Source organism: Roseburia sp. AM16-25, from assembly GCF_003473825.1.
In the GTDB taxonomy this organism is placed as follows: domain Bacteria; phylum Bacillota; class Clostridia; order Lachnospirales; family Lachnospiraceae; genus Pararoseburia; species Pararoseburia lenta.
On sequence record NZ_QUCW01000001.1, the window covers coordinates 681,312 to 707,628 of the forward strand.

Below are 26,317 nucleotides of genomic sequence, written 5' to 3' on the forward strand. Positions count from 1 at the left end.
ATTATTGCATACTCCTTTCCAAATCTCTTTGCTCCATCCAGTCCTCAAATTCATCCCGACGGATCCTAACTCGACTGCCAACTTTTATTACTGTGAACTTTCCTTTATCCGCCCACTTGTTGATCATGCTTCTGCTGACCTTTGCCAGATAGGAAGCTTCATCAAAAGTAAGATACTTTATATTTCCATTGCTTCCTCGTATTCCGGTCTGTGATAATTTCTTCCGCCGGAAATTAGCCAGGGCAATATTTTGTTCCTGTGCAAGTTCTTCATAATCATTCGATGGATCCAGCTTATACCGATCCTGACCTTCCAGGAATTTTTGAAAACTCTCTTTTGTGATCCTTTTCTTTTCTGCAATCACAATGAATTCAAAAAAATGACTATACTTTGGATTATCAAGAATTGTATATACTGCGCTTCTGGTTGTTCCAAGCAGCTGTGCCATCTCAGGCATCGTAATTGTTGCATCTTCCAGAAGAGCGTCTTTTTTTCTGTCTTCCTTTGTTCGATACCGGGACTGGCTTTTATACCAGTTCTGAAAAGATTCTTTTGGTATTCGTTTCCAGTAATCGACAATAACAGCTTCCATTTGATTTTTCTTGAGTAAATCATAAACAAGATACTCATCAACACCCAACAGATCCGCAACTTCCTTAACGGAATAGGACCAGGATTTCAATTCTTTCCCTGGTTCTTCTCCGGTAACTTTATGGTATTTAATCTGATTGGCGTACCATTTTTCAAAGCTGGCAATATTGATTCGTATCTTTCCGGCAATCTCTTTAGATTCAAAAACATTTTTATGCACCAGCCAGTATCGATCTGTCTTTTTTAATCCCAGCAGCTTTCCCATTTCCGGCACGGTCATCCAGGTTCTCTTTTGTGTCGGACGCCGTTTGTAAGGACTGTCTTCTGATATCTTTGAAATGATCTCTTCAACATCGTCCATTTCCGGAACTTCTTTTTGTTTCATAATTGCTGTTGCCATTTATTCTTCACTTCCTGTCTTTTTTAGTGTTAGTGTTTTTTCTTATATCATATCTCAAATCCAGATAAAAATTTAGGATGTCGATTGCAGACAAAATCTGCCTGATCAACACCCTGTTTTTTATTGTTCCAAGTTATCGAGCCAGTCATCGAAACTCTTCTTAGAGATGCGATACTTTCCGCCATCCAACTGGATCCACCGGAATTCCTTTTTCTTTAAAAGGTTATAAATAGTAGGTCTGCTGACTCCTAAGATTTCCTGTAACTCTTGAACTGTATAACATCTTTTTTCTGACATTTCTTTATCCTCTTTTCTTTGAAATATGAAAGAAAAATTATCCCTTCATATAACGAAACGCTCAGAGCATGTTTTACAGTGGTCAAAAGCAAATTTTTTTACTTTTTTCTTACGAGTTTTCTTTAATGCAACTCGTAACATTAGATTTTTACATTTTTCATAAAATTAAGTAAAGAAAAAGAGCATATGGAATTGAATCCATACACTCTATGATTACTGGAACTTTATTTCATTTTTAATTCAACAAACTGGAATTTATACCCGGTACTTGTCTCGATTTATAGTCATATCAACCAAATGAAATACAAGTAAGATAATAAAAAAAACGGAAACTATTATTATTCCTGCGCCCAGCTTGATAAAATCAATTATACCGCCAAGACAAAAGAGCATTGCCCATGTCTTAATCCGTTTTCCAGTAACTCTGCATATTTTCTCTGTATTTAATCCAGTATAATCTCCTGATAAAAACAGCACACTTCTTTCTGTATTCCTTGATTTGATAAAAAATCTTCCAACAAAAAAGAGAACAGTTGCCATCAGTAAATCAATAAATATAATTATTATTTTCATTTTCAACACCTCTAATTCTAAGTTCACAACTTCCGATTTCTTAGTTTCAAAAACTAGAATTGTTATTTTCTTTTATCTTCTATTTCTGCCCGTACAAGATAAACAATGCCAACCACCAGACTGATGATACTGAAAATCAGCAGTCCATTTCCCTGATATTCAAGTCCCGCCGCAAAAATCATTGCGTTCCAGGATGAAACGCCTGACATAAATAAAGCTGCTACAATATACCTTATTGCAAACAGTCCCCCTGCAATCAAACAAAACATTACACCCGCAGTTCTTTTATTCATAATGATTTTACCTCCATGAAATTTCGATTTTTCTATATCACCACAAACAGAAATTTATCGTAGTAGTGCATCTCTTAAATACCCCAGACCACTTTGGATATTTGCTCCTGCTCTATCGATAGCACCCGCTATAATAATTGCGGCAACTATAATTGCAGTCGCTATAATAATTTTACCTATTAGATGTTGATATTCTTTCATAGTTATGTCTCCTTTCAAATTCATATTTTCCAGCTCGACAAGCTGGAAGTTACATAAATCTGCTTATCAGATTATATGCTGTGACTACATAGACAAAAATCGCTATGCCTGCAAATATCATAGCATCTTTCTTCGCACCTTTATCATAACACTCCTTTGCATTTGTCAACATAGTTAATCCCATAAAGACAAACATAATCGGCAGTGTTATATCAGTAGAAACTATGTTTATCAGTCCCAGTGAGCCAAAAATAATAGTTAATACGCTGAATATTGCTTTCCATATACGCATACATAGTCCTCCTTTGCAAATTCAAATTTAATAGCGCAAAAGGAAATATATGACATACACCCAACTAAGTAATCCATGAAAAATCGCCCAGCCGACAGACTTCCACGTTGTATAACTAATAACCATAGCTAATGCACTTCCAAAAGTTATTCCTGATTTTATCGTTTTCTTGACAGTCATTGATTTATTATCTTCCATGTCTACATCCTTTATGCTTTTCTCTTTTTTTCATTCTATCACAAGCTCACCATTAATCATCATTTTTTTTGATATTTTTTCTTTTCCCCCACTGTAAAACAGCCTCTGAGCGTTTCGTTATATAGAGGGGTACACATACAGAGCAAGATCCACCCATGTTTAACAGTATTGCCATTTGGCATCCTGTTCTCCTATGGGATTTATCTTGATGGGGATCTCCCCATACCCTCTCAATAACAGACGTTTCACTTGTCTGTTGGTTCCACCTAAAGGTGTTCACAGCACTATTTCTAATATCGGAAGGGACAGCCGATATTGAAATACGTGGATTCCCGGCGGGAGGAATAGTCTCAGCGAAAGGAGGAGTATGAGAACAAAAAACAAAGATAAAGAACTGAATCACAGACATTTTATAGGATTACGTCTTACAGATGTCGAACTGGATTTATTAGACCAAGGCGCTGCTTGTTTATCTGTTAGCCGATCAGAATATCTGAGGAAACTTCTATTGGAAAAGCAAATCAATCACCAAATTGAAGTTGTTGCAGACATGAATGATCTCAGAAAACTGGTCAGTGAATATGGAAAGATTGGATCGAACCTCAATCAGATCGCCAAGCATTTTAACAGTGGTGGCAGTCAGTCACGTGCTATAGAAAATGAAATCCATCAGTGCATCACGGACTTATTCCTATTGAGAAAAGAAGTACTGAAACTGGCAGGTGGTATGAATGGCAATCCTAAAACACATTAAAAGCAGAAATGCTAATTACTCGGCTGCTATCAATTACCTTCTGTTTGAACATGATGAAAAAACCGGGAAAAAGATTGTAGATGAATCCGGTCGAAGCATCTTGCGAAAAGAGTTTTATATGGATGGACTGAACTGTGATCCGATGTCTTTTGACAAAGAATGCGAACTGACAAATGCTCATTTTCATAAGAATAAGAAACGTGAAGACATCAAAAGCCATCACTACATTATCAGCTACGATCCAGCCGATGTTACAGAAAACGGTCTTACCGGAAAGAGAGCACAGGCAATCAGTTTGGAACTTGCAAAGCAGATGTTTCCCGGATATCAGGCACTGATAGTTACTCACACCGATGGCCACAATGAATCCGGAAATATCCATACTCACATCGTTATCAACAGTGTGCGAAAGACTGCAGTGGAAAGACAGTCATATATGGATAAACCACATGAGGAAGCCGCCGGTTACAAGCATCGTTCCACTGATAAATTCATGAGCACTTTTAAGAAAACTGTCATGGATCGGTGCCAACAGGAAGGACTTCACCAGATAGATCTTCTTGCTCCGGCTGAAAGAAAAATCACGCAGAAAGAGTATCTGGCACAGAAACACGGCCAACAAAAACTTAATGAGATCAATCAGAAAATCATCGAAGATAGTCTCAAACCAGCATCCACCGTGTTCCTTACACAGAAAGAATATTTACGAAATGCGATTGATGAATGTGCTGCCACATCCAATAGTTTTGATGAATTCCAATCTAAACTTCTGGAACAATTTCAGATCTCTGTGATTGATCATCGGGGCAGATACAGCTATCTTCATCCTGATCGACAGAAGCGGATTACTGAACGTGCACTGGGAACACGATATGGAAAAGAACACCTGGAACAGACCTTCTTACGCAAGGATCCATTGACCATTCTCTACGTCAGATCTCACCTTCGCCTGGTTGTAAATCTCCAGACAAATGTGAAAGCAATGCAGAGCCCGGCTTATGCTCATCGGGTAAAACTTTCTAACCTGCAGCAAATGGCAAATACCATTATCTATGTGCAGGAGCATGGATTTGATACGCAGTCAGATTTGAAAAATACACTGCTTGCAGCAAAGCAGGAACTAAAAGAAATGCAGACACAGGTTGCTCAGCATCGGTCCGATCTAAGGATCCTCAACGATCAGATCCGTTATACCGGTCAGTACTATGCGAATAAGGAAGTTTATTCCCAGTTTTCAAAAGCTAAGTACAAAGGGAAGTACTGGAAAGAACATGCCAAGGAAATTCAGAAATATGAAGAAGCCAGAAATTGGCTGAGATCCTTTTATCAGGATGGAAAGATGACAAGCCTAAAAACCTTGACTTTGCAAAAAGAAAAACTGCAACAGCAGATAGCTTCCGAAGAAGAAGCAATAAGTAGCTTAAAAGAAAAATTAAAAGATCTGGATACTGCCGATCAGAATGTTGATGCCATTCTTCAGATGCAGATTCCGGAACCAGTGAAATCAAAAACAAAAGATCTCGAACGATAACCATCACAAAACAAAGGAGGAACTATCACATGACACAAGAAGAATTTAATGTTGTATTTGAACTTCAGATGAGAAAGTGTGCCGATATTCTGGCACATAAAAAGAAAGAATATACCGGTGACAATATTGACCGTCTCAGTGCATTCAAGATTGCTGCCACTTTACAGAACTGCGATCCAAAAGCAGCACTGGCCGGTATGATGTCGAAACATGTCGTATCCCTTTACGATATGTGTTATTCCACTCTGTTACATTTTGACATGGAACAGTGGGATGAAAAAATCACAGACTGCATCAATTATCTGATCCTTTTAAAAGCTCTGGTAAAGGAGGAACAGGCCTATGGATCACATTGAAACAGCTATCTTAAACTGCTATGGAATCCGGGAAGCAGAACAGAATATGGTCTTTGCTGCCAGACTCACACAACACGGTCATACGATCCAGAACATGGCAGATCTGATGGATCTTTACCGTCAATCCTACAGTCAGAAGACTGTAGAAAACATTGCAGGGCTTCCGCATCCAACCGTGCAGAAATTCATGGTCATTACCGTAGCTGTTGTTGGTGCAAGCAGACGCTTCCTGGCACAGATCACAAGACATCAGAACGAAGTAAAGTACATGAGTGCATCTCTGCAGTACAGCAATTATTCCGGTCATGCTGCATTTGCTATTCCATATGGAATCATGAAAGCAGATAAAGAAATCCAAGATATTTACAAGAAAAGCTGTCAGTCAGATCTGGATCATTATGCAGAGCTTTGTGCCTTAGGCATTGATCATGATTCAGCCGGATATGCCACACCTCAGGGACTTCGAAACGTACTGATCATCAGCGCGACACCTTACCAGTGGAAGCATATGATTGGCCAAAGAACCTGCCGAAGAAATACGGATGAAACAAGGATTGTGATGCTTCAGATCTGGCAAAGATTGTACAAATTGAGCCCAATCCTTTTTGCACCGGATCTTACCGGTCCATTCTGTCAGAGAGGAAGCTGCATGGAAAAACAGATGTCCTGCCAGAATCCTATTTCAAAGTTTTGGATACCGTCAGATATCTTAAAAGCAGATTATCCATTGCTCATCAGGAAGGAGGTGAGCAGCCATAAAGATTAAACTGATTGACTTTGGTCTGAAAGCAGATCATCATCCCTTCCGGCCACATGAAAATGATGCCGGTGCGGATGTATTCATGCCTTATGATTGCGTATTAAAGCCAGGCAAAGTTGCGAGAATTCCGCTTGGATTTGGTCTCATCATCCCGGATGGATTTGCCGGATATGTCTTTCCACGAAGCAGCATGGCTGCAAAAGGACTGGTATGCGAACTTCCACCGATTGACTCCGGTTACCGTGGTGAGATCCATGCCATTATCAGCAACGTGAGCACATCTTCTCAGATCATTCATAAAGACACACGCGTCGGTCAGCTGGTGATCACACCGGTTGTGATCGCAGACTTTGTCCTGGATCTCGGTGAAGAACGAGGAACTGGGGCTTTTGGAAGCACAGGAGAATAATACTATGATTACATTTGGAAGAAAATTAAAACACTTAAGACAGAAAAATCATCTCACCCAGAAAGAACTTGGCATGGCTGTTGGATTTCCCGACAGCTGTGCTGATGTCCGGATTGCTCAGTATGAAAGCGATGTCCGAACACCAAAAGAGGATCTTATGAAAATCTTTGCATCAACACTCTGTGTTCCGGTTGAACTCTTTACTGTACCGGTACTCTCAGAACCTAGGGAATATGAGGCGGCGGAGTATTGGAGGTATGAGTTAGGGGCGGAACTAGATTAATTGTCATAATACTGAAATGAGGCAACGGATTTTCCGCTGCCTCGCTTTTATCATTTTGAGGGTAATTGAAAATATCCTCCTGTGTTGAGCAATCCTCTTTATCTGCATATCTATATATTTCATTTTATTTCTGTTCCATCGATAAAAAGCACATATTTATCCGGATTATGAACAATATCATAATCTTTTCCATATTCAATCGGTCTAAATTCTATCTGCATAATGGATTTTCCATTTTCGATATCTTCTTTCCAAGAATATACGGTCATATCAAGGCTGGTTGCATATCCATGATCTGTAGAAAATTTTATTGAATGAAATGAATTCTCTTTGTACATTTTTAAAAGCAGTCTTGCAAATGCTTCTTTATCAGAAATATTTTTTCTGTTAGCAACTACTGTAAGATTTTCATCTCTATTCATAGAAAAACTGCCAACTACATCTGGCTCACCTTCTTTATACTTTAATAAGCTTTTTCCAATTATCATTCCAACAATAATCGAAAAAACGATAGCAACAAATACAAGTGTTATATTATTTTTCTTCATTTTATTAAGTTCCTCAGAATTATATATAAGTCTTTAGAACTACTATATCATATTTTCACGTTAAACCAAATAAAAAAGAAGAGCAATAAGCCCTTCCATCTTCTTATTCATGTATTTATTCCACCAATGCCCTCACCGCATTGATAATTCTCTGTTGCTTTTCTTTAGGTAGTTTCTCTATCATTTCAGATAATTCATTCGTAACGCCAGTAACCGAATGTGTCACAACATCAATCAATAGTGTATCTGCTGAAACATCTAATGCATTTGCAATCGCAATAAAGGTATCAAGTTTTGTTACTTTCAGTCCTCTCTCTATAACACTTACATGAGTTGGACTTAAGTTTACCAGTGCTGCCAATTCTTCTTGTGTAAGATTCTTAGCTTCCCTTGCAGCTTTTATTCTCTGACCAACCGCCTTTAAATCCATTGTGACACCTCCTTTAGAACGATAATTCGGTCTAAAAATAGTATAACGATTGATCTTTAAAACATACAGAATCTACAGATTGTTAACTTGTTCTTTAGAACTATTTTAAATTAAAAAGGCCCAAAAGGGCACTTTCCCTTTTGAGCCTATACACTTTATCAACTAACGTATTTTGCTTTCATTTTTCCTCATGGTCATGAGGCTTTTTTCTCTTAAATCGCATTCTATGAATCCTTCAATTGCTCTTTCTGTTCTTCAATAATTCGTTCGGTTGCTTTATGAATTCTATCCTTGGAATAGGGTGGTCTTAAATTCAATGATAACCGTCCCTTTCTGATCATATACGTTTCACTGCCATCCTCCGAAGCCCCTTTCAACCAGCAATCATCCGGATACTTCTCAGCGAATGCCCGTAACCGTTTCTGTAAGCTCTGATTGAAGGTATACACATCATAGAATCCGTCATCTTCATTGGTCAGAATAATCGTTTCTTTTTCACACTTTAACCTTCGCATATTCTACCCCCGCTTTCTTTCCATTTCCTGATCCAGGTATTTGGGTATCGGCTTTCCGGACCGGTGAGCAATAGCAATCTGTTTCTGATGGAGTCGCTTGATCACAGATCTTCGTTTCTTAGGTTTATTATCCTGTTCATTTCGGGAAGTCTGTTTGTTGCTGCGAGCATCAAAGGTCTTTTCCTGATTCCTCTTCTGATTATTCACCAAACCATCCACCATATCATAATTGGCTTCGGTACCAGATTCTCTGCTTCGTTCATAAGTGCCGTTCTGGTAGAACTTCTGGTAATGTTCCAGACGGATTTTACCATCTTGTTTTAACTGTTCGACTGAATTTAGCGGTGCCTGCTGTTGAATGTAATTATGGATCTTTTGTTTTGTTTTTTCGTCGAATTTCTTACATTCTTCGACAACCATTTTTCCATAGGCATCCAGGATAACACCTTGAGCCTGATCCCGGTATACTTGATGCTCCATCAGATAAAACTGTTTCCCGTCGATGATGATGGTGTCTGTTGCAATCCAGTTCCCTTTTTTTCCGTCAATTTGATAATTCTCAGTCTCCATAGTGATCAGTGCACCGGATGTGTTGATACGAATGAATCCGGCCAGATACTGTGGATAGTTTTCATCTACATAATAGCAGCTGATTTCTCCATTCTGGTTCAATACGAACACGTCACTGACTTCGCATTGATTTTTCGTCCGTTTCCAGATGTCAGCGACTTTTTCATTTTCCTGCATTTCATGAACCGAGATTAATCGGTAATTTTCGACAGTAATCGACACATTCTGCTGTCTTGCCTCTTGATATGGCAGATGCCACAGTGCTTTTCCTGCTGTCTGCTGATCTACTCGGTAGACTGCAAATTGATTAAGCTTCATAGGCATCGTCCTCCAAGTTATTCAGATAATAATTCAAATCCAGAGAATAGTAGTATTTGTCTTCGATCTGCTGTAATTTTCCAACTGTAGAATTGATGATCTCAATCATTTCATCATTCTCAGGATCACTTTCTTCCTGTTCCAAAACTTCCAAAGCTTCTTTCAGTGTTTGGATTGTTTCTTCCTTTGTGTGCTGCTGGAAGATAGCAGTAATAGTCAGTTCGTTTTCTTCCAAGTTTACATTTCTCATAGGCTCATTTCCCCCCTTTTCTTTTTCGGTATTGGTTTCATCTGTATATTCAGCTCCTTCTCGTTTTTTTCTTCGCTTATATTTTTTTCGTTATCCACTTTCTTATTGAATTTCAGTGGATTTTCCACATTTGAATGTCTTTCTTCCAAGTACTTTTCCACACGACTGATTGCATTTTGCACATAAGAATTTTCTCTAAATCCAGGAATCGAATTCAAAAATTCTTTCTGTATTTTTCCTTCGATCATCAGACTCTGCATTCCTTCATAATCACTTCCGTCTTTCAGATCAAAGCCAACACATTTCAGTCCATGCATACGTTCTGATGGGATTTTCTCATAAGCTTCCAAGGCTTCTGGTAATGTCAGGTCATAATGTACTTCACCCATTACAGGAAATTCAGCACATTCAGCCGCATAAAAGCTGATACATGTAAGATCATTTTCATAATCCACATTTTCTATTTCCGGGACAATATCGAGTATTTTTTCTCTTTGTGCTGCAAACTCTGGAAGTTCTGCAAATCCAAATCGATCCACGTAATATGCCTGCATATCCCCACCACGGTTTGTAATGATAACATCACTGACCGACATAGAATGTGCTTTATAATCTGCCGGTGGATTATCGTTGAATACGGCATACAAATCATCCAGCTTTTCATTTTCATGTAATCTGCCAGAATAGACACATTTATAATTTGCTGCATCGATTGTAATGCCATCTTCTTTGACCATTGCCATATTCATAAATAAATGTTGTTTTCCCGGTGTGTCTTCATCCACATGATAAATCGCATAGCGGTCACCATTACCTCTGAACATTTCTTCCTCTAGGGTATAATCAAACTTAAATGGATACAAAGCCCGATCAACTCTTTCCGAAATATCTGTTCCTTCTGCAATCGTATCTTCCAGCCAGTCTTTGATATCTCCCCATGATTCAAACTGCAAATACCCAGCAATTTCATGTGTCCCATCCGGTGCCAGTACAATATGTCCCGGTTCGCTTTCCCGATAATCATAGCGGTATCCGGCTGCTTCTAGTGCATCTACCAAAATGCCGTATTTTTCATGTAATTCTGTTTTTTGTTTTTCTTCAAGAATGATTTCCAGTTCTTCTGTAAGCTGATCGATCATTTCACCGGCTGTCTTGCGGATCACATCCATAGATGCTTTCAGTTCCTTCATTTCCCGGCTGCTGCTCCAACCTGCAATATAAGGAAAACTGTAATCCGATGTATCCAAACCAAAGGAAGAACACACACAGTAAGCAACGGATTCTGCTTCAACCTCTTTTGTCAGACGGTCTTTTTCTACACCCAGGCTTTCCATGATTTCCTTGTCATGCAGTTTAGCATGGGCTGTTTCATGAATAGCAGTCTTTAAGGTCTGACTTTCGCTGAGCCCTTTTTTGATCACGATTTCCTTGTCTGCATTGTGATAATATCCATTGGCATTGCCATCGATCTCATCGAATCGTATCGGCACTGGGGATATTTTCTGAATAGCCTGCATGAAAGAATCAAAATCCTGTACAGCTGCAGTCAGTAATTCCGGTGCCAGTGTCTGGATTGGTTCCCCGGATGTCTGAGCAATATCAAAGACGGTAACTGCTTTAAAATGCGGAACTGTAACTTCCACCTGTTCAGTCTTAGGTTTTCCATCAGTTCCCATGATTGGTCGCTGATTTTCATCCAGAACCTCTTTTTCCTTCATTTTCTTATATGGTGCCGGTGCAATGATTGTAATTCCTTTTTCGCCTTTCATGACCTGTCTACCCATGGACTGCCAGTTTTTGTAGCTGGTAACAAGTGTGGCACCCGGTCGCTGCATGGCGATCAGCATTGTATTATTAAAGGAATAATTGTGAAACTTTGCCATGGTTTTAAGAAATTCCTGATAGCGGTTACTTGTAAAAAGTTCTTCCACACCGGATTCCAGTGACTGCATAATGCTGTCCATATCTTTTCCCTGAACCGGTAATGGAATTGTTGCTGTCTGCACTGTTGGAATATCTCTTACGTCACCCTTTTCTTTTGTATCTGTTACTTCTTCATAGGGTGCGGTGGCTTCAGTCACCATTCCTTTAGTCAGATCAATATCTTCAACACGAGTAGAAAAACGAACCCTGCTATCTGGAAATTCTCCTTTATCTCGAAAGGAATAGTAATTCCCATCCCGTCCTGTAATGATGTGATCAACCAATGAAATCCCCATCAATTTCCCCAATTCCTGCATTCTTGCTGTAGTCTGGATATCCGATGTAGATGGGGTCAGATTTCCGGACGGATGATTATGAATGAGCATCATTGAATGAGCATTCGAAAGAATTGCACTCTTAAATATTTCTCTTGGATTAATCAATGCTTCATTCAGCGATCCTACAGATACGATATTCATATTGATTGGTGTTAAATCTGCCTGTAAATTAACAATACAAAAGAGTTCCCGATCCATCTGGGAAAGAAATTCATTCATAACACGAATTGCTACATCTGGATTATTCATAGGTTCATTACTATAAAGTGGTGGCTGTTCCACCATACGAATTGCTACCTGTTCTAATTTATCTGCCATCAGCAACACCTCCAATCGGCACATTTATAATAAATTCCTGATCATGTAACATCTCAATTTGTTTCTTCAATTTTTCAAACGAAAATGTGTGTAATAATCTTTTTTGATACTGGCTGTATCTTAAGCTTGTATTTGTTTTAATGTTTTCTTTCGTCATAATCTTCTCCTTTTCAAAAATGCCCCACGACATTTCTTTATGCCGCAGGGCGTTTGCTCATTTAACGGTTTTCATGCTTGGTATTAAAGTTCCATATCATGTTTCTTTGCTTTCGGTTTCTTATCCGGCTGTTCTTTTCCTGCTTTCTCTGTTTTTGCAGCCTGTGCTTCTTTTTCTTTCTGACGTTCTGTGAATCTATCTGCCTTTTCAAAGACATGATCCTTTGTATCAAAGTGATATACATCATTGGTAAGACGTTCTGCAGGGGCTACCTGAGTGGCATTGACTTCTTTTACCATATCTCTTAACATTTCTGCATCCACTTGCCCGTCATCTGGCAAGACCAGCATTTCATGGATGGATGATGGCAAAATGAAGAAATCATTTCCAAGAAGTTCCCCCATGCTATCCATGAATTCCGGATAAAAGATCACACCGGCTCCATCAATTCTGTCTGTATTCGTAACAACAAAGAATGTCGGCATCTCGCTTGATTCCTGCAATGTTTCCTGCAGCATTTCACGTTCATCCGGTGTCAGCATGAGAATATTTTTCTGGTACATTTCATCTATCAATGCACCTATACTTGATACCTCCGGAGCCATGACACGCGGTGAACTTTTCATCGCATCTTCATGAAGCTGTTCTGCAGAGATTCCATACTGTTCAAGCAGATCATTCTTGATAAACATGGAACTTAATCCATCCTGATCCTTGCCTACTGCCACATGATAGGTGATTGCGAGATCTTCCTTCAGCTGGTGTGGCGCATTTTCGAGGACTTCCTTATTTGCTTCGGCTGATGATACACGGATAAACAGCTTGTCCTTCACATCTTCATAATTTAAAATAGCTTTCAGATCAACCTGTATCGGTGCCTCAATAACTATATCTGCAATCTTTCTGCATACAGTTTCCATTGTTACGCCAGGCTGTGCTTTATATGCTTCATACAGCTGATTAAGATTAATCGTCGGGGTAAGCATCTCACCTTCTTTTCTCACCATCAATCCCGTATAGGCACGGTTCAGTTTCTGACACTCCATCGTTGATACTTCTGCATTCTCATAATCCTTTGGTAAAAAGAGTCTGATATTGTCCTTTACTTCATTTACAAATTCATTAAAATTCATTCTTCGTTTCCTCCTCTAATCTGTTTTCTTATTTCTTTTTGCTTTTGTTTTTTGGTTTCTTTTTGGGAAAGGATAAAGAAAAATTCACCTTTCCGGTTTCATCTGCATCCATATGAAGATCTGCCTCAAAGTACATATTCTTCTTTCTGGAATACAGGTCTTTTACATGCACACATCCACTTTTCAGAAGTTCTGCAGCCATCTTTTTATCCATGGGTTTTTCCATACTCTGCAGATAGCGGTTATCTTTCCAGAGAGCAAAGTGACAATCATGGTTGCTACAATAGAAGTTGGTTTTGCTTTCATATACCAGGCTTCCACATACCGGACATGTTCCAATGCTTTCTCTGGTCTGAAATCTTCTTGTTTCTTCTTCGGAAATCGCATCGCATCCATTCAGCATCATGGTCAGCATGTTTTTGATCCCGGTCATAAACTGTTCCGGTGCAATCTCTCCATGCTCCATCAAAAGCAACTGGTTTTCCCATTCTGCAGTCATACTTGCAGATTTCAGGAAGTCTGGCAGGATCTCAACAAGGACTTTTCCATCATCTGTTGGAAGGATCTGTTTTCCTTTTCGGGTGGCATATTGGGAATAGATCAGTTTCTCGATGATACCGGCTCTTGTTGCCGGAGTTCCTAATCCTTTCTTTTCCGTATCTTCATCGAATTCCTTATTTCCAGCTGTTTCCATTGCCGCAAGGAGAGTATCTTCGCTGTATGGTTTTGGTGGCGATGTAAAATGTTCTGTCTTTTCTGCAGCTACAGCATAGAAAGTCTGTCCCTGGGTTACTTTCGGCATTCTCTCTTTCATTTCCTGATCCGGATCTACGATTGCCATGCGGTCCTTATTCTTGAAGCAGTTTTCAAAGAGTTTCCATCCATCCTGCAGAACAATCTTTCCTTTTGCTTTGAAGATTTCTCCCTGGCATTCCACTTCAATCTCTGTTTCCTGGTAAATGTGATCCTTACTCATTGCCATGACCGTATGGACTGCGATCAGGAAGAGAATCTTTTCTTCCCAGGATTTCAGTTCATCAAGATGGCTGGATGCAAGCTCCATCGTTGGGATGATTGCATGGTGATCTGTCACTTTGCTGTTATTCATGACTTTCTTCACATCTGGCTGCTCCGGCTGATCAAACGGACCTGTCAGCTGATATTTCTCATAAATCTGACTAACCACATTTCTTGCGGTCTGTTCCATATCTTCTGTCAGATACTGGCTGTCTGTTCTTGGATAAGTGATCAGTTTCTTTTCGTACAGGCTCTGAGCGGTATCCAGTGTCTGTTTGGCTGTCATTCCATAGATACGGTTTGCTTCTCTCTGCAATGTGGTCAGGTCATAAAGTTTTGGTGCTTTTACTTTCTTTTCCGTTTCTTTTACTGAAGTGACAATAGCTTCATTTCCATGGCATCTGCTTCTTAACTGTTCCGCCTCATCCGGATCAAAGATCTTTGACTTTACTGCCGGAATTCCGTCACAATCCAGTTCTACATTGAAATACTTTTCTTTCTGGAAATTGCTGATCTGTTCGGCACGTTCCACCAACATGGCAAGTGTCGGTGTCTGAACCCTTCCAACGGTCAGCTTTTTGAAGTACTTTGTGGTGTAAGCTCTGGTTGCATTCATTCCGACCAGCCAGTCAGCCTGAGAACGGCATACAGCAGCTTCGGCCAGATGTCGGTATTCCTCTGCGGATCTCAGATGCTGCATTCCATCAAGGATTGCGGAATCTTCCAGAGAACTGATCCATAATCGTTTCACCGGCTTTTTACTTCCGGATAAGTCATAGACATGTTTGAAGATTAATTCTCCTTCACGTCCGGCATCACAGGCATTTACGACGTATTCAATTTCCGGACTGTTGAGCAGTCTTTTTAAGATATAGAACTGATCTTTCTTATCTTCTGAGACTGTAACTTTCCAGTCTTTCGGGATGATCGGGAGATCTTCATATCTCCACTGGTTAAATTTCTCATCGTAAGCATCCGGTGAAACATATTCGGCCAGATGTCCGAAACACCAGCTGACCATACAGTCGGTTCCTTGTAAATATCCGTCTTCTCGTTCCTGTGCTCCAATCACTTCTGCGATTGCTCTTGATACACTTGGTTTTTCTGCAATTACTAAATACATGATGTATTACCTCCTTCATATAACGAAACGGAGAGAGCATGTTTTACAGCCCCCTCCGCTAAAAAAGTTTATTTATTTTTCATTTTCTTCAAAATCTTCGTCTTCAGACTCTTCCTCATCCGGAACTTCTTCCAGTCCACCTGTTTCCAAACCTTCCGGCTGATCATCCTCATCTTCCTCTTTTTTAGGTTTATAGATCTTGAAGTAGTAGTAAGCTGCCACACCGCCGAGAGCCAAAATCAGGATTGTTGCCATTGCACCCATATTTGTTTTGGTAGATGCTGTTTTCTCCGGATCAACGGTAGCTTCCTTGTCTACATCCTCATTATTTGTTTCATCCAGCACTACCTTTGATTTATCTGGCTGTGGTGTTACAACAGCAGCTGTACTGTCTTTATCCAGAAACTCGGACAGATCATTCTCATCAATCTGAGATAACATATAGACATTCTGGGATGTGGCACTGCGGTCAATCACGATATAGAAAGTGTTGTTATTCTTCGTTGTAACCGTAAGAAATTCCTTTGTGGAATCATCGGTAATGTCATCCTTGACTTCACCATTGCCAGGTGTCGTAAATGCAGTTCCCTTGTCTGTTCCATCTTCCGGCAGCACCTCGTTTGTGTTTGTCGCCTCGTCCTTTTTCTCTTCTTTGTCTGTTGACTGTTCCGTCTGAGTTGTCTCTACTTTGGATGCCTCTGCCGATTCATCCACATAGGCAAATGCTGTGGTTGATGTTGTAAAAAGCATCATGACTCCCAACAGCAGTCCTGCCATTTTCTTATTCATTTTCTTATTCATTTTCTTCCATTTCACCATTCTGATATTCCTCCTTATTTTCTTCTGTGAATACAAAGGAGCCTGAACCTTCATCGTCAGACTCTCTGCTTACCTGAAATTTAACTTTTCCACTCTGGATACCATCCAAAAGATCATATAACTGATCATTATCCATCTTCATACCACGGATGCACCTGATCATCTCATTGTCCTCTTCCTGCTTTAATGCAGCCTGGACACCCCTAAGATATTGCTGCAGATCCGCGATCTTTTTCTCTGTCTTGGCAATCTCATCCAGATATTTTTTAATCTTTTTATTCAAACTTTCACCTCCCTTCGTTCACCCCTTTATGGCAGTCTTCCAAAGCACATGAAATGTTGCTGCCAGTAGGATGTGCTGATATTTGAGTAATGGATCGGATCCCCGCAATGGATCATCATATTGTTACCGACATAGATACCCACATGGCTTGCACCGGATGTGTTATACGTTCCCTGGAAGAAAATCAGATCTCCTGGTTTTGCTTCTCCCGGTGATACATAAGTACATACGCCTCTTAATCCTTCTGCGGTCAACCGTCCATAGTTCCAGCCATTACCACAATGGTTAATGACATAGGATACGAAACCTGAGCAGTCAAATCCAGATGGAGAGTAGCCACCCCATACATAAGGTACTCCCAGATATTTTTCTGCTTCTCGGATCATCCGGGCAAATTCTTCATCCTGCAGTGCTTCCGGTGGAATCTCATAACTCATTCCATTACCGCCTGATCCACTGGTCACATTGTTTACATCCCACAGATAATTTCTGTTTCCATAGGTCGTATTTAATGCATTATAGATGATCAGCTGCTCCGCATTCAGATTGGCTCTTGCCACAGCGTCAAAGCTTCCATTTGTCAGTGTCACATATAGAATCTTCTTAGTGCTTGTACTGATAACCGTTACTTCCTGACTGCCATTGTCATCTGCGATATAGGCTTCCCAGGTCTGATGTCCATGAGCAGAAGCGGCAGCATGGTTATCATAGTAAACGTCAAACTGCACACCATATCGTGCAAAGGCTCCGGTATCCTCAACTGTGTATTCCACACCATTCATTACTACCTTAGTGCCAATCGGCACAAATGGATTGGAAGCATCTACAGCAATGGTATGGTTTGCAGTTGGATATGCACCACTAGCAGTTGGACCTCCGGACCATACACCACAACAGATTCGACAGTTACAATATCCGCTGGTCACTACCTGTCCTAATGATTCTCCGACTCGAACATTTCTGGTTTCTGTCACCGTTTCTGTTCGACCTTCTGTATTCAGATGATATTGTGCTTCAAAAAGAGATTGCAGCTCGTTTTCAACATCTGAGTACGTCCAGTCCCCGTATTTTGCGGTAAGATACGAGATAAGATGGTATGGATTATGACCAATCTCAGCAATGTTGTACTGATACTCGTCATAATTTGGATGTCTTCGTTCCATCTCATTGATCTGTTGGTTCAAGGCACTTTCCAAAGCAGCATATTGATTTTCGGCAGCATAGATATCCTCGTCTGAACTTGGATACGTTGTGATACCGATCACAGATCCAGCACCCTCGATAGAAGCACTGCAGCTCCCCAGAGATACCGCTATGACTAGAAAAAGAAGCGCAAAAATACCGATGCCTGCGAACATGGCACGATTACGCTTTATAATCTCTTTCAAGGCAATCTTTGCTTTTACCGTCATGTTCTCGACACCGGCAATGGTTGTTGCTCCACCCAGACTGCCAGCGGATTTTCCGGCTTTGGCTGCCCGGTATGCATCCTTATATCGTTTTTTCTGGAAGAAGCGGTTATAGAAATGTCTCTTTTGCTCAGCATTCTTTACCGATTCTGCATGTTTGACTCCTTCCATACTTTCTGCAGAACCAAATTTCAATTTCTTTTCTACGGTAGCCTCACGATATCCTCTGCGATGGGTTTTCACATCCGTTCGTTTGCTCCGGATCTGAGCATGACGCAGACCACGTAACGCAGCTTCTGTTTCACGCTCTGCAAGTCGGGCACTTTCCACACCTGCATTTTCATCTGTTTCTTCCTCTTCGGAAGTGACTGCTTTCATGCCAGATATAGCAGCTTGTGTGGCAATGTACTTCCCGGCTGTCCCTCCCGGTTTCATGCCAGCACCTTTCACCATCTGATTTCCTTCATCATCAAAGGATAATCTTCCTGCTTTTGCCTGTTCTTTGGTCATCTGTTTTTGCAGCTGCTTCTTCCGAATGGATTTCTTTTGGCTGTTCAGATTGTTATCATCATCTGGGATTTTTTCATGACGATGCAGTTTCTTTCGATATCCGGATACTTTTTCTTCCGGTGTGACTTCAACTGTATCCTCAACAGCTTCCTGCTGGACAGAAGATTTCCGGATCTTTTCCATTTGCAGTCGTTTACCTTTTCCTGATTTTGAATCTTCGCCCTCAGTCTTTTTTCGTTCCCGTTCCGGAACAAATTCTTCTTTATTTTCCGGTCGCCCCCGGCTCCTGTGACTGATATCTTTTACACTACCATCACGGAGGTTTTCTTCTGTCAAACCCTCCCTGGTCATCTTTGCGACCTTTTTATCCTTGCCTTTAAATTCTTTTCCAGCTATAGGTCATCACCTCCTGGCACAACTTTTCTTTCTGTACTCATTCAGTTCCTGGCGTCCAATGATCGGGATACCAGGATAACCATCTGCCTGCGTTCTGATTGCCGGAGAGCTTGCCTGGATATGAAATACCCAGTTCAATTCACTCGGATCTCTTGGCCAGAAACCATTGATCAGCATAGCTTCCTTAAACTGATTATTGTACAGATGAATCTGGGTACGTTTATACAAAACTTCTTTCAGATCATCACTGGTAAGATGTGGATAGATCTTCTGTGCCGGATAAAAGTTCCAGAATACCCAATCAAGGATAATGTTCTGTGTTTCCAGCGGAAGTTCATACAGATGATGATCATCATTGACTGTATGAACACGGTATCCAGGCTGTGCATTTTCCAGATTTTTCATCTGAATGTAAGGATTATCCTGATTCCACTGCCTGATTCGGATCTTATCAATTTCCTTCATGCTTTTCCGCCTCCATTTCTTTCTCTCGTTTTTCAACTTCTTCCGGTTTTGTAGTCATCAAACTGTACAGCTTCAAGTTCTTATCGAACTTGTCCTTAAATGGAATAATTGTTGTTCCATAGAAAAGAAGTCCTTCTCCTTCCCCGGAATTCGTCACATAAGACAACTGATATGGGGAAATATTCAACTGTTTTGCAAGGATCTGTCTGTCACCTGCAGCCTGGTTCAGCATCAGGATAAAATCACTGTTCTCAAAGATATTTTCAATTTCCCTGCTGGCAAGAAGATCTTTGATATTCTGGGTGATACCACTTGGAATACCACCCCATTTTCTGAATCTCTTCCATATTTCTACGGAATAAGCTGCTGTCTGTTCTTCTTTGAGCAGAAGATGGAACTCATCGATATAGTACCTGGTGGATTTGATGCCGCGGTTGATCGTAACTCTGTTCCATACCTGATCCTGGACGATGAGCATTCCGATTTTCTTCAGCTGCTTTCCAAGTTCCTTGATGTCAAAGCAGACAATACGGTTATTCAGTTCCACATTGGTTCTATGGTTAAATACTTTCAGTGATCCATTTACATAGATTTCCAACGCTGTTGCAATTCTCTGTGCCTGCGGTTCTTTCTGCTTTCTGAGGCAGTCATACAGGTCACCAAGGACCGGCATATTTTCCGGTTTTGGATCTGCAAAGTACTTCTGATACACCAGTGGAAGACAGCGGTCGATCACTGATTTTTCCTCTGCTTCAATTCCATCCCTGCTTCCCATGATCAGCTCACATAAAGACAGGACAAAATCAGATTTTACACCAAGTGGATTGTCATCATCGGAATAATCCATATTGATATCCATCGGATTGATATAATCCTTACTGGTTGGTGAAATGTGTACGACCTGTCCGCCAAGTGCATGGACCAGTGGGTAATACTCACCCTCCGGATCTCCGATGATAATGTCATCCTTCGTAACAAAGAAAGCGTTGGTGATTTCTCTTTTTGCTGCAAAGGATTTACCGGATCCAGGCGTACCAAGAATCAGTCCATTCGGGTTTTTGAGCTTTTTACGATCCACCATGATCATGTTGTTACTGAGTGCATTCAATCCGTAATATAAGGATTCTCCTGTCATAAAAAGCTCCTGTGTCGTAAACGGAACAAAGATTGCTGTACTGGTAGTCGTAAGAGCCCGCCTGATTGGGATATGATTTACTCCCAACGGAACACTGCTCATCAATCCTTCTTCCTGCTGATAATCCAGACGTTTCAGCACACAGTTATATTTCTGTGCAATACCGGCCGTCTGGAAGATGGCATTATCCAGTGCCTGTTTTGTCTTTGCAGTATTTAAAAAGAGCGCTGTTACAAGGAACATACGCTCATTTCGTGACTGCAGATCTTCCAAAAGACGTTTGGCTTCTCCGCCATACGTATTCAGATCCGATGGGATGATATCCATGTCGTATCCAGATCTTACCGCCTTTTTCTGCTCTTCAATTTTCATTCTGTTGATATCTGTGACCTTGCTTTTTACAAGCTTGATTGCTTTCATCTGATCCACAGACTGAACATGCAGATTGACGATGAGATTCTTATCAATATCCAGAAATTCTGCAAGCATTTTATCTGTAAGCTCCGGTGCCAGGATCTGCAAATAAGAGACGGCTCCGATAGTATTTCCCATGCGGAATGTATTTCTGTCCTTGAATACAAAACTGGTCGGTGCCACATAATCTTTGGTATTGAGTCCTGTACGGATCATGGAACCATAATCAAACTGGAAGTCTGTCATGTTATCTGGATTGAAAGTCTCATATAAAATCTGCAGTCTTTCCACCCCATTCAATGGATACGCCGGAACTCCAAGGATCTTGAAGTTGTTCAGGATATCCGACTCAATACGTTCCAGTTTTGGCTTTGCTTCCCGGATATTATCCGCTTCGATGGAAAAGGTGATATATTTTGATTTCACCAGTCCATTATTTCCTTTCGCCAGCTGCTGTTTCAGCATCTTGGCATATTCCATACGTACATCGTCAAAAGCATCATCCTGAGGACGGATCCGGATGACCTGTTCAAATTCTTTCATGCTGCTTTTATGATTGATAAAGCTCAGCTGAAAATGGATACTGGCATCAAAGTAATTGAGGAAATCGCACCAGTTTTCAAAGATTGCATTTTTGTCCTCGTTCTGAGCCAGCTGATAGTTGATGTCATAGAAGCGGATACACTTAGAATACGTTTTTCCCTGTACCCTGCAGATCCCATCTCTTCCCATTTCCTTATAAGCAATCGACTGCTGGACGGACAGTTTTTTCTGCCTGCGTTTCTCTTCCTGCTTTTCTTTTTTCTTTTTCTCTTTTCTGTCTACTTTTTTGTATCCGGTATCTGCGACAGTTTTCTTATTTTTCTTTTTTCGCAACCGTTTTTCCTCCTTTCGGTTTTCCTGCATCCGGTGACTGTCTGATCTGTTCCGGATCTGTCTCATAATAGTTTTCAGTTTCATATTTTCTGACGGATGGACGAAGAAACTTCACCCGGATCATATGCATCAGAACATCTTCCAGATGCATCCCGTCTTTTTCGTACATGGCAAATAAAAATGCCGGTAACATCAAAAGCACCATGACCGTTGCTGCATTACTGTTTCCCATCACATTACGCAAGAGGAAATAGCTTGGAATTCCCATTGCAGCACCTATACCGATACAGATCAGCTGTCTTTTGGTCAGGTTAAATGCTACTTTATTCTTTACCTTTGTTAAATCTTTCGGTACGCTGACATATGCCATGATTTTCACTCCTTCCTGTAATTTAGTGCGCGTTAAATATCGACTTACTTAAGGATGCCGTCTTAAAGAGGCTGTAACATAAGATCACTGTGTAAGCCATAACGCCAAATAATGAAGAACTCAGATTATCTGAATACTGGATACCTGCAACAAGCACTGCATAGATTGCAACGCATACCATCATCAGAAATGCCTGGAAAGCCAGGGCAAAGAGTCCTCTGAAATAATTCGTGCCGATCTGTCCCCATTCTCTGTTACTCATAGTTGCGAATGGAATCGGCGCAACTGAGGTATATAGGTAAATCTCTATCATACGTCCATACATGATCACTGTGATCAGTACAGACAGGATCTTCATACAGAAGCCGACGATAAGGGTTTCCAGCGCCAATACAACAAGTTCTCCGATTTCCATACTTTCCAGTGTTGTGGAAAGATCCGTCAATGCCGAAGAAATATCAATGGCGGTACTTCCTGTGATAACACCGGCCGCAGAATTAACTACGTGCTGACCCACATCGAATACCGCCATTGTGATCGTAAATGTGTTACTCACCAGATACACAGCGATCCACATTTTTACGAAGTACTTGAAAAACATCCAGGTATCAATATCATGCATGTTGTTGCGCTCGGTCAGCATAGAAATCAATTCGTAGCAGAGTACGAATGTGATAATAATGCCTGCGATCGGCATGATCACGGAATCCGATAGGTTCCGGATCATACTGAATATGCTGCCGTTCCACCCTTGCGGGGTCTGTCCAACCTGGGTGGCGATCTCACCAGTCTTTTGATTGACATCAGTAAACATCGTGTCCAGGTTGGAAGTGATCATCCCGGTTAAGAGTTCCCTCATCCATTCCTCAATCGCATCAAAAATCTGACTGAACATGGATCTCTACTCCTTTCTCTTAACCAAATAATCCACTCAGAAGCGGGATCAGCTGTGTTCCGATCAGGATAACACCACCACCGCTCATCAGCTGTTTAATTCCCTGGGATTTTGCACCCGGGTTGTCGTTTCCATAACCTTCCATCAGGTTGATTACGCCCCAGACACCAAGGCCTGCACCGATTGCAACGACCAGTGTCTGAAGGATATTGATTGCACTGCTAAAAAAAGCCATAATCAAATGTTTGAACAAACGCTTTTCTTATGGTCTGTAAGCGTTTGGCTCTACTCCTTTCCCTTTTATTCAGACCTTTTTATATCCTTATCAGTAGTAGCAGGGTGCTCGAATTCTTTCTTTCATATCAATCCTCACTTTCCTCAGCTTCAATCGCTGATACATCTTCTTGTGTTACAGTTACTTCATACATTTCAAATTCTGTATCTTTCGACATCACCAGTCGGTGTGCCAGATATTTTTCTACATCAAACGCATTATTCTTATTGAAATCGGCAAGCTCTTTGTACCGTTTGTGCTTTGTGATGTCATATTTGTTGCTTAAAAACGGCCGGACTCCTCGAAGTTGTAAGATACATTTTTCTCCATCCATGACCGCCAGCTCATCTCTACTCATCAGTTCTTTTCCAGTCTTTTGATAGTTCAGCCCATAGGATCGGTTGCTGCCTCTGGTGTCTGATGTGTTGTAAAGATCAATGGTTTCCTTTCCCAGGGTTTCTGATATTTCTTTCAGTGTGGAACTTTCCTTTCCACCCAGGAAAAGAACAGTGTCACAGTTACCCGTGATCGTCTCAGCAGCATCCTTATAGATAGTTTTCAGCTGAGATTGTGACTGCAGAATGATAGAAGCGGAGATTTCCCTGCTTCGGATCGTAGCAATCAATTTGTCGAATTTTGGGATCTGTCCGATATTGCTGAACTCATCAAGGAGCAGCCGTACATGATAGGGAAGCCTGCCTCCATGCTCATCATCCGCTTTATCACAAAGTAAGTTAAAGAGCTGGGTGTACATGATCGCTACCACAAAGTTGAATGTGTCATCTGTATCGCTGATGATAACAAACATGGCTGTTCTCTGATCACCGATCATATCCAGTTCCATTTCGTCATACGACATGATTTCTCTTAGTTCCTGAATGTCAAATGGTGCAAGTCTGGCACCACAGGAAATCAAAATCGACTTCGCAGTTTTGCCGGCAGCAAGCTTGTACTTGCGATATTGCCTTACTGCAAAGTGTTCCGGATTTTCTGCTTCCAGTTCTTCAAACAATTCATCCACTGCATTTTTAAATTCTTCATCATCCTCCCTGGTCTCACTGGCATTGATAAATTCCAACAGAGTAGAAAAGTTCTGTTCTTCCTCTGGTGCCTCATACCAGATGTATCCGATCAGTGCAGAATACAATAGACGTTCGGCCTTGACCCAGAAATCTTCCGTTGATTTTTCGCCCTCACCCTTGGTATTCGCGATAATGGTATTGACCAGCTTCAAGATGTCTTTTTCACTCCGGATATAATGGAACGGATTGTAATGCATGGACTTTTTAAAGTTGATCGTATTTAATACCTTGATCCGGTATCCTCCATTTACCAGCATCTTCCCGCATTCAACGATGATCGTTCCCTTCGGATCGGTGACCACATAGGATACGTGGTCCGTCATCTGCATAAGATTGGGCTTCACATAGAATCTTGTCTTTCCGGATCCGGAACCACCGATAACAATCACATTCTTATTTCTGGCATACTTCGGAGCTTTTGGTCGGCTGTTCATGGTCAGACGTTCTGTTTCTGTGAGGATGACATTGTTTTCAAAAACCGGATCCATGAAGGGTTCGATGTCTTTTCTGTTTCCCCATCTTGCAGATCCATACTCCACACCCTGCCGGAACTTCTTTGCGTTTTTAGAACGATAGTAGACAACCAGTTTTAATGCACCTGCAGCCAGAACACCTACTGTAAGGTCCTGCAAAGCGATACTTGGCAGCCAGCTTAAAAATGCCAGTCGAAAATTGACTAACATCACGCCAAGTCTCTGGACCATGCTTTCTCCCAGGCAATGCCGGTACAGCCAGGATCCTTTATCTGCTACATAGAAGATAAAGAAATATGGGAGATTTAAGATCACCAGCCGTTTGATCTGGATCTTCTGTAATTTCTCCCGCATCATCGTTCCTGACCTCTGGATTTTTGTCTCTGCTTCACACGCTGGTGGTGCTTTGCTTTTCTTTCTACAGATTTCTGCAGTTTCTTTCTGACCGATGGTTTCTTCACCTGTTTCTTTTTCAGTTCTACTCCGGCATATTCCCGGAAAGCCGCTGTCATCACATCCACATCTTTAGCCTTAAAGAAGACCAGATATTTCGGTGGATCCGCACCGACTTCTTTTTTCAGGCTGTAATCAATCCCGTATTTTCTTGCCACACGGTCAAAGGATTTGATATTTTCATCTGTGATCTTTATGTTGGAAAGCTGTACTCCCTGTGCATTCAGCTGCTTGATGGTCTGCTTTCCATGTGGCTTTTTCTTTTCAATCTTTTTTCGGGCTTTTTCCCTTCCTTTCTCCTGGGCCCGTCCGGTCTTTTCAGCCATTTTCACCTGCGTTGCTTTCTGTTTCCTCCGGTTGTCCATTTCCAGGAACTTCCGAAGGGCTGCTTTTAGCACACTGGCAGTGATCTTGACTCCCTGGATGCTCAGGCTGATCACTTTCTGATTTACTTCTTCCTGCAATTACCCACGTCCTTTCTTTCCTTTCATTTCAGAATGAAGACGGGCAATACAATATCCGATGCATGGAACATGTTTTCCATACGGACAGCCACCACATGGTGTTGTTTTTACTGCTTTTTTCTTTTCCGGAAGCAGATAGTGGCACTGTTTCAAGCTACAGCCTTTCTTTTTGCCTCCCCACCAGTAACAGTACTTGCAGGACCATGGCTTTTCTTCGCTGTACTTTCTTCCCTCAATAGCTGCATTTGGTTCTATGATCAGATCTTTATTAGTCTTCATTCTGTTCTTCCTCTTTTCTCATGATTTCTGTCAGTTTTTTCTCTGCCTGACTTCCGGCAGCAATGAGACAATACAAAACTGTAAATATTGCCGCTGCTCCCAGAAGAGCAACAAAAATAATGATATTTCTCATGGTTTCTCC

At 41.0% G+C, this 26,317-nt stretch carries 34 protein-coding genes; 6 read left to right on the forward strand and 28 right to left on the reverse strand.

The window, feature by feature from the left end; translation table 11 throughout:
• Nucleotide 1: 1 nt before the first annotated feature.
• From DW183_RS03390 to DW183_RS12510, 7 genes are all read right to left on the reverse strand, one after another.
• Nucleotides 2-991, reverse strand: coding sequence for a helix-turn-helix domain-containing protein (locus DW183_RS03390; RefSeq protein WP_118280631.1), 990 nt, complete (start codon nucleotides 989-991; stop codon nucleotides 2-4).
• 120 nt (nucleotides 992-1,111) lie between these two features.
• Nucleotides 1,112-1,288 carry a helix-turn-helix domain-containing protein gene (locus DW183_RS03395; protein WP_003864535.1) on the reverse strand — a complete coding sequence of 59 codons (177 nt, stop codon included), beginning with the start codon at nucleotides 1,286-1,288 and terminating at the stop codon, nucleotides 1,112-1,114.
• A 255-nt stretch (nucleotides 1,289-1,543) separates the two neighbouring features.
• Nucleotides 1,544-1,861, reverse strand: coding sequence for a hypothetical protein (locus tag DW183_RS03400; protein WP_005611085.1), 318 nt, complete (start codon nucleotides 1,859-1,861; stop codon nucleotides 1,544-1,546).
• 62 nt (nucleotides 1,862-1,923) lie between these two features.
• A complete protein-coding gene (locus DW183_RS03405; protein ID WP_118280632.1) occupies nucleotides 1,924-2,154 on the reverse strand; it encodes a hypothetical protein in 231 nt (76 codons plus the stop codon).
• Nucleotides 2,155-2,208: 54 nt separating this feature from the next.
• A complete protein-coding gene (locus tag DW183_RS12505) occupies nucleotides 2,209-2,355 on the reverse strand; it encodes a hypothetical protein (RefSeq protein WP_173685342.1) in 147 nt (48 codons plus the stop codon).
• Nucleotides 2,356-2,404: 49 nt separating this feature from the next.
• Nucleotides 2,405-2,647: a hypothetical protein gene (locus DW183_RS03410; RefSeq protein ID WP_002596221.1), complete on the reverse strand. Its 243-nt coding sequence runs from the start codon at nucleotides 2,645-2,647 to the stop codon at nucleotides 2,405-2,407.
• A 27-nt stretch (nucleotides 2,648-2,674) separates the two neighbouring features.
• Nucleotides 2,675-2,845 carry a hypothetical protein gene (locus DW183_RS12510; RefSeq protein WP_182438831.1) on the reverse strand — a complete coding sequence of 57 codons (171 nt, stop codon included), beginning with the start codon at nucleotides 2,843-2,845 and terminating at the stop codon, nucleotides 2,675-2,677.
• A gap of 367 nt (nucleotides 2,846-3,212) precedes the next feature.
• Between DW183_RS12510 and DW183_RS03415 the strand changes: the two genes are divergently transcribed.
• From DW183_RS03415 to DW183_RS03440, 6 genes are read left to right on the forward strand one after another with little or no spacing between them, the layout of a single operon-like run.
• Entirely contained in the window at nucleotides 3,213-3,599 is a 387-nt protein-coding gene (locus DW183_RS03415; protein WP_117814633.1) for a plasmid mobilization protein, read from the forward strand.
• Nucleotides 3,577-5,130 carry a relaxase/mobilization nuclease domain-containing protein gene (locus DW183_RS03420; protein WP_118280633.1) on the forward strand — a complete coding sequence of 518 codons (1,554 nt, stop codon included), beginning with the start codon at nucleotides 3,577-3,579 and terminating at the stop codon, nucleotides 5,128-5,130. The genes DW183_RS03415 and DW183_RS03420 overlap by 23 nt, the downstream gene beginning before the upstream one ends.
• A gap of 29 nt (nucleotides 5,131-5,159) precedes the next feature.
• Nucleotides 5,160-5,486 carry a hypothetical protein gene (locus tag DW183_RS03425; protein WP_118198862.1) on the forward strand — a complete coding sequence of 109 codons (327 nt, stop codon included), beginning with the start codon at nucleotides 5,160-5,162 and terminating at the stop codon, nucleotides 5,484-5,486.
• Nucleotides 5,473-6,252: an FAD-dependent thymidylate synthase gene (locus DW183_RS03430; protein WP_118045699.1), complete on the forward strand. Its 780-nt coding sequence runs from the start codon at nucleotides 5,473-5,475 to the stop codon at nucleotides 6,250-6,252. Before DW183_RS03425 ends, DW183_RS03430 begins: the two co-directional genes overlap by 14 nt.
• Before the next feature lie 16 nt (nucleotides 6,253-6,268).
• Nucleotides 6,269-6,655 carry a dCTP deaminase domain-containing protein gene (locus tag DW183_RS03435; RefSeq protein WP_256386564.1) on the forward strand — a complete coding sequence of 129 codons (387 nt, stop codon included), beginning with the start codon at nucleotides 6,269-6,271 and terminating at the stop codon, nucleotides 6,653-6,655.
• A gap of 4 nt (nucleotides 6,656-6,659) precedes the next feature.
• On the forward strand, nucleotides 6,660-6,938 hold the full coding sequence (locus DW183_RS03440) for a helix-turn-helix domain-containing protein (RefSeq protein WP_118045703.1): 279 nt from the start codon (nucleotides 6,660-6,662) through the stop codon (nucleotides 6,936-6,938).
• 119 nt (nucleotides 6,939-7,057) lie between these two features.
• On the opposite strand, the gene DW183_RS03445 is transcribed toward DW183_RS03440, so the two are convergent.
• The 21 genes from DW183_RS03445 to DW183_RS12520 all read right to left on the reverse strand — a co-directional run bounded on the left by DW183_RS03445 (nucleotide 7,058) and on the right by DW183_RS12520 (nucleotide 26,308).
• Nucleotides 7,058-7,486 carry a hypothetical protein gene (locus DW183_RS03445; protein WP_117499796.1) on the reverse strand — a complete coding sequence of 143 codons (429 nt, stop codon included), beginning with the start codon at nucleotides 7,484-7,486 and terminating at the stop codon, nucleotides 7,058-7,060.
• Between the two features lie 115 nt (nucleotides 7,487-7,601).
• Nucleotides 7,602-7,916, reverse strand: coding sequence for a helix-turn-helix domain-containing protein (locus tag DW183_RS03450; protein ID WP_055183024.1), 315 nt, complete (start codon nucleotides 7,914-7,916; stop codon nucleotides 7,602-7,604).
• Between the two features lie 224 nt (nucleotides 7,917-8,140).
• Nucleotides 8,141-8,431: a molecular chaperone gene (locus DW183_RS03455; RefSeq protein ID WP_118045704.1), complete on the reverse strand. Its 291-nt coding sequence runs from the start codon at nucleotides 8,429-8,431 to the stop codon at nucleotides 8,141-8,143.
• Nucleotides 8,432-8,434: 3 nt separating this feature from the next.
• Complete coding sequence (locus tag DW183_RS03460) at nucleotides 8,435-9,319, reverse strand: DUF4316 domain-containing protein (RefSeq protein ID WP_118280634.1); 885 nt, start codon at nucleotides 9,317-9,319, stop codon at nucleotides 8,435-8,437.
• Nucleotides 9,309-9,569 carry a transposon-transfer assisting family protein gene (locus DW183_RS03465; protein WP_005423594.1) on the reverse strand — a complete coding sequence of 87 codons (261 nt, stop codon included), beginning with the start codon at nucleotides 9,567-9,569 and terminating at the stop codon, nucleotides 9,309-9,311. Before DW183_RS03465 ends, DW183_RS03460 begins: the two co-directional genes overlap by 11 nt.
• Entirely contained in the window at nucleotides 9,566-12,148 is a 2,583-nt protein-coding gene (locus DW183_RS03470; RefSeq protein ID WP_118280635.1) for a JAB domain-containing protein, read from the reverse strand. Before DW183_RS03470 ends, DW183_RS03465 begins: the two co-directional genes overlap by 4 nt.
• Nucleotides 12,138-12,305 (reverse strand): hypothetical protein, encoded by a 168-nt coding sequence (locus tag DW183_RS12515; protein ID WP_199649399.1) that lies wholly within the window; start codon nucleotides 12,303-12,305, stop codon nucleotides 12,138-12,140. The genes DW183_RS03470 and DW183_RS12515 overlap by 11 nt, the downstream gene beginning before the upstream one ends.
• A gap of 83 nt (nucleotides 12,306-12,388) precedes the next feature.
• Complete coding sequence (locus DW183_RS03475; protein ID WP_118280636.1) at nucleotides 12,389-13,438, reverse strand: DUF5688 family protein; 1,050 nt, start codon at nucleotides 13,436-13,438, stop codon at nucleotides 12,389-12,391.
• 28 nt (nucleotides 13,439-13,466) lie between these two features.
• The gene (locus DW183_RS03480; protein ID WP_118280637.1) at nucleotides 13,467-15,578 is read right to left on the reverse strand and encodes a DNA topoisomerase 3; all 2,112 of its coding nucleotides are present in this window, start codon (nucleotides 15,576-15,578) and stop codon (nucleotides 13,467-13,469) included.
• A gap of 72 nt (nucleotides 15,579-15,650) precedes the next feature.
• Nucleotides 15,651-16,397, reverse strand: a complete 747-nt coding sequence (locus DW183_RS03485) for a CD1107 family mobile element protein (RefSeq protein ID WP_118280638.1) — start codon at nucleotides 16,395-16,397, stop codon at nucleotides 15,651-15,653.
• A complete protein-coding gene (locus DW183_RS03490; RefSeq protein ID WP_005334805.1) occupies nucleotides 16,372-16,680 on the reverse strand; it encodes a DUF4315 family protein in 309 nt (102 codons plus the stop codon). Before DW183_RS03490 ends, DW183_RS03485 begins: the two co-directional genes overlap by 26 nt.
• Before the next feature lie 26 nt (nucleotides 16,681-16,706).
• Nucleotides 16,707-18,950 (reverse strand): C40 family peptidase, encoded by a 2,244-nt coding sequence (locus DW183_RS03495; RefSeq protein ID WP_118280639.1) that lies wholly within the window; start codon nucleotides 18,948-18,950, stop codon nucleotides 16,707-16,709.
• 51 nt (nucleotides 18,951-19,001) lie between these two features.
• Nucleotides 19,002-19,460 (reverse strand): hypothetical protein, encoded by a 459-nt coding sequence (locus DW183_RS03500; protein ID WP_055183032.1) that lies wholly within the window; start codon nucleotides 19,458-19,460, stop codon nucleotides 19,002-19,004.
• Nucleotides 19,447-21,915 carry a VirB4-like conjugal transfer ATPase, CD1110 family gene (locus tag DW183_RS03505; RefSeq protein ID WP_118280640.1) on the reverse strand — a complete coding sequence of 823 codons (2,469 nt, stop codon included), beginning with the start codon at nucleotides 21,913-21,915 and terminating at the stop codon, nucleotides 19,447-19,449. The genes DW183_RS03500 and DW183_RS03505 overlap by 14 nt, the downstream gene beginning before the upstream one ends.
• A complete protein-coding gene (locus tag DW183_RS03510) occupies nucleotides 21,866-22,255 on the reverse strand; it encodes a PrgI family protein (protein ID WP_040466129.1) in 390 nt (129 codons plus the stop codon). The genes DW183_RS03505 and DW183_RS03510 overlap by 50 nt, the downstream gene beginning before the upstream one ends.
• Before the next feature lie 22 nt (nucleotides 22,256-22,277).
• Entirely contained in the window at nucleotides 22,278-23,150 is an 873-nt protein-coding gene (locus tag DW183_RS03515) for a VirB6/TrbL-like conjugal transfer protein, CD1112 family (RefSeq protein ID WP_118280641.1), read from the reverse strand.
• 19 nt (nucleotides 23,151-23,169) lie between these two features.
• On the reverse strand, nucleotides 23,170-23,385 hold the full coding sequence (locus DW183_RS03520) for a Maff2 family mobile element protein (protein ID WP_005334815.1): 216 nt from the start codon (nucleotides 23,383-23,385) through the stop codon (nucleotides 23,170-23,172).
• 127 nt (nucleotides 23,386-23,512) lie between these two features.
• Entirely contained in the window at nucleotides 23,513-25,336 is a 1,824-nt protein-coding gene (locus DW183_RS03525; RefSeq protein WP_118280642.1) for a VirD4-like conjugal transfer protein, CD1115 family, read from the reverse strand.
• Nucleotides 25,333-25,896: a PcfB family protein gene (locus DW183_RS03530; RefSeq protein WP_118280643.1), complete on the reverse strand. Its 564-nt coding sequence runs from the start codon at nucleotides 25,894-25,896 to the stop codon at nucleotides 25,333-25,335. Before DW183_RS03530 ends, DW183_RS03525 begins: the two co-directional genes overlap by 4 nt.
• Entirely contained in the window at nucleotides 25,897-26,175 is a 279-nt protein-coding gene (locus DW183_RS03535) for a hypothetical protein (RefSeq protein ID WP_055183036.1), read from the reverse strand.
• The gene (locus DW183_RS12520) at nucleotides 26,165-26,308 is read right to left on the reverse strand and encodes a hypothetical protein (protein WP_164492145.1); all 144 of its coding nucleotides are present in this window, start codon (nucleotides 26,306-26,308) and stop codon (nucleotides 26,165-26,167) included. Before DW183_RS12520 ends, DW183_RS03535 begins: the two co-directional genes overlap by 11 nt.
• Nucleotides 26,309-26,317: the final 9 nt, after the last annotated feature.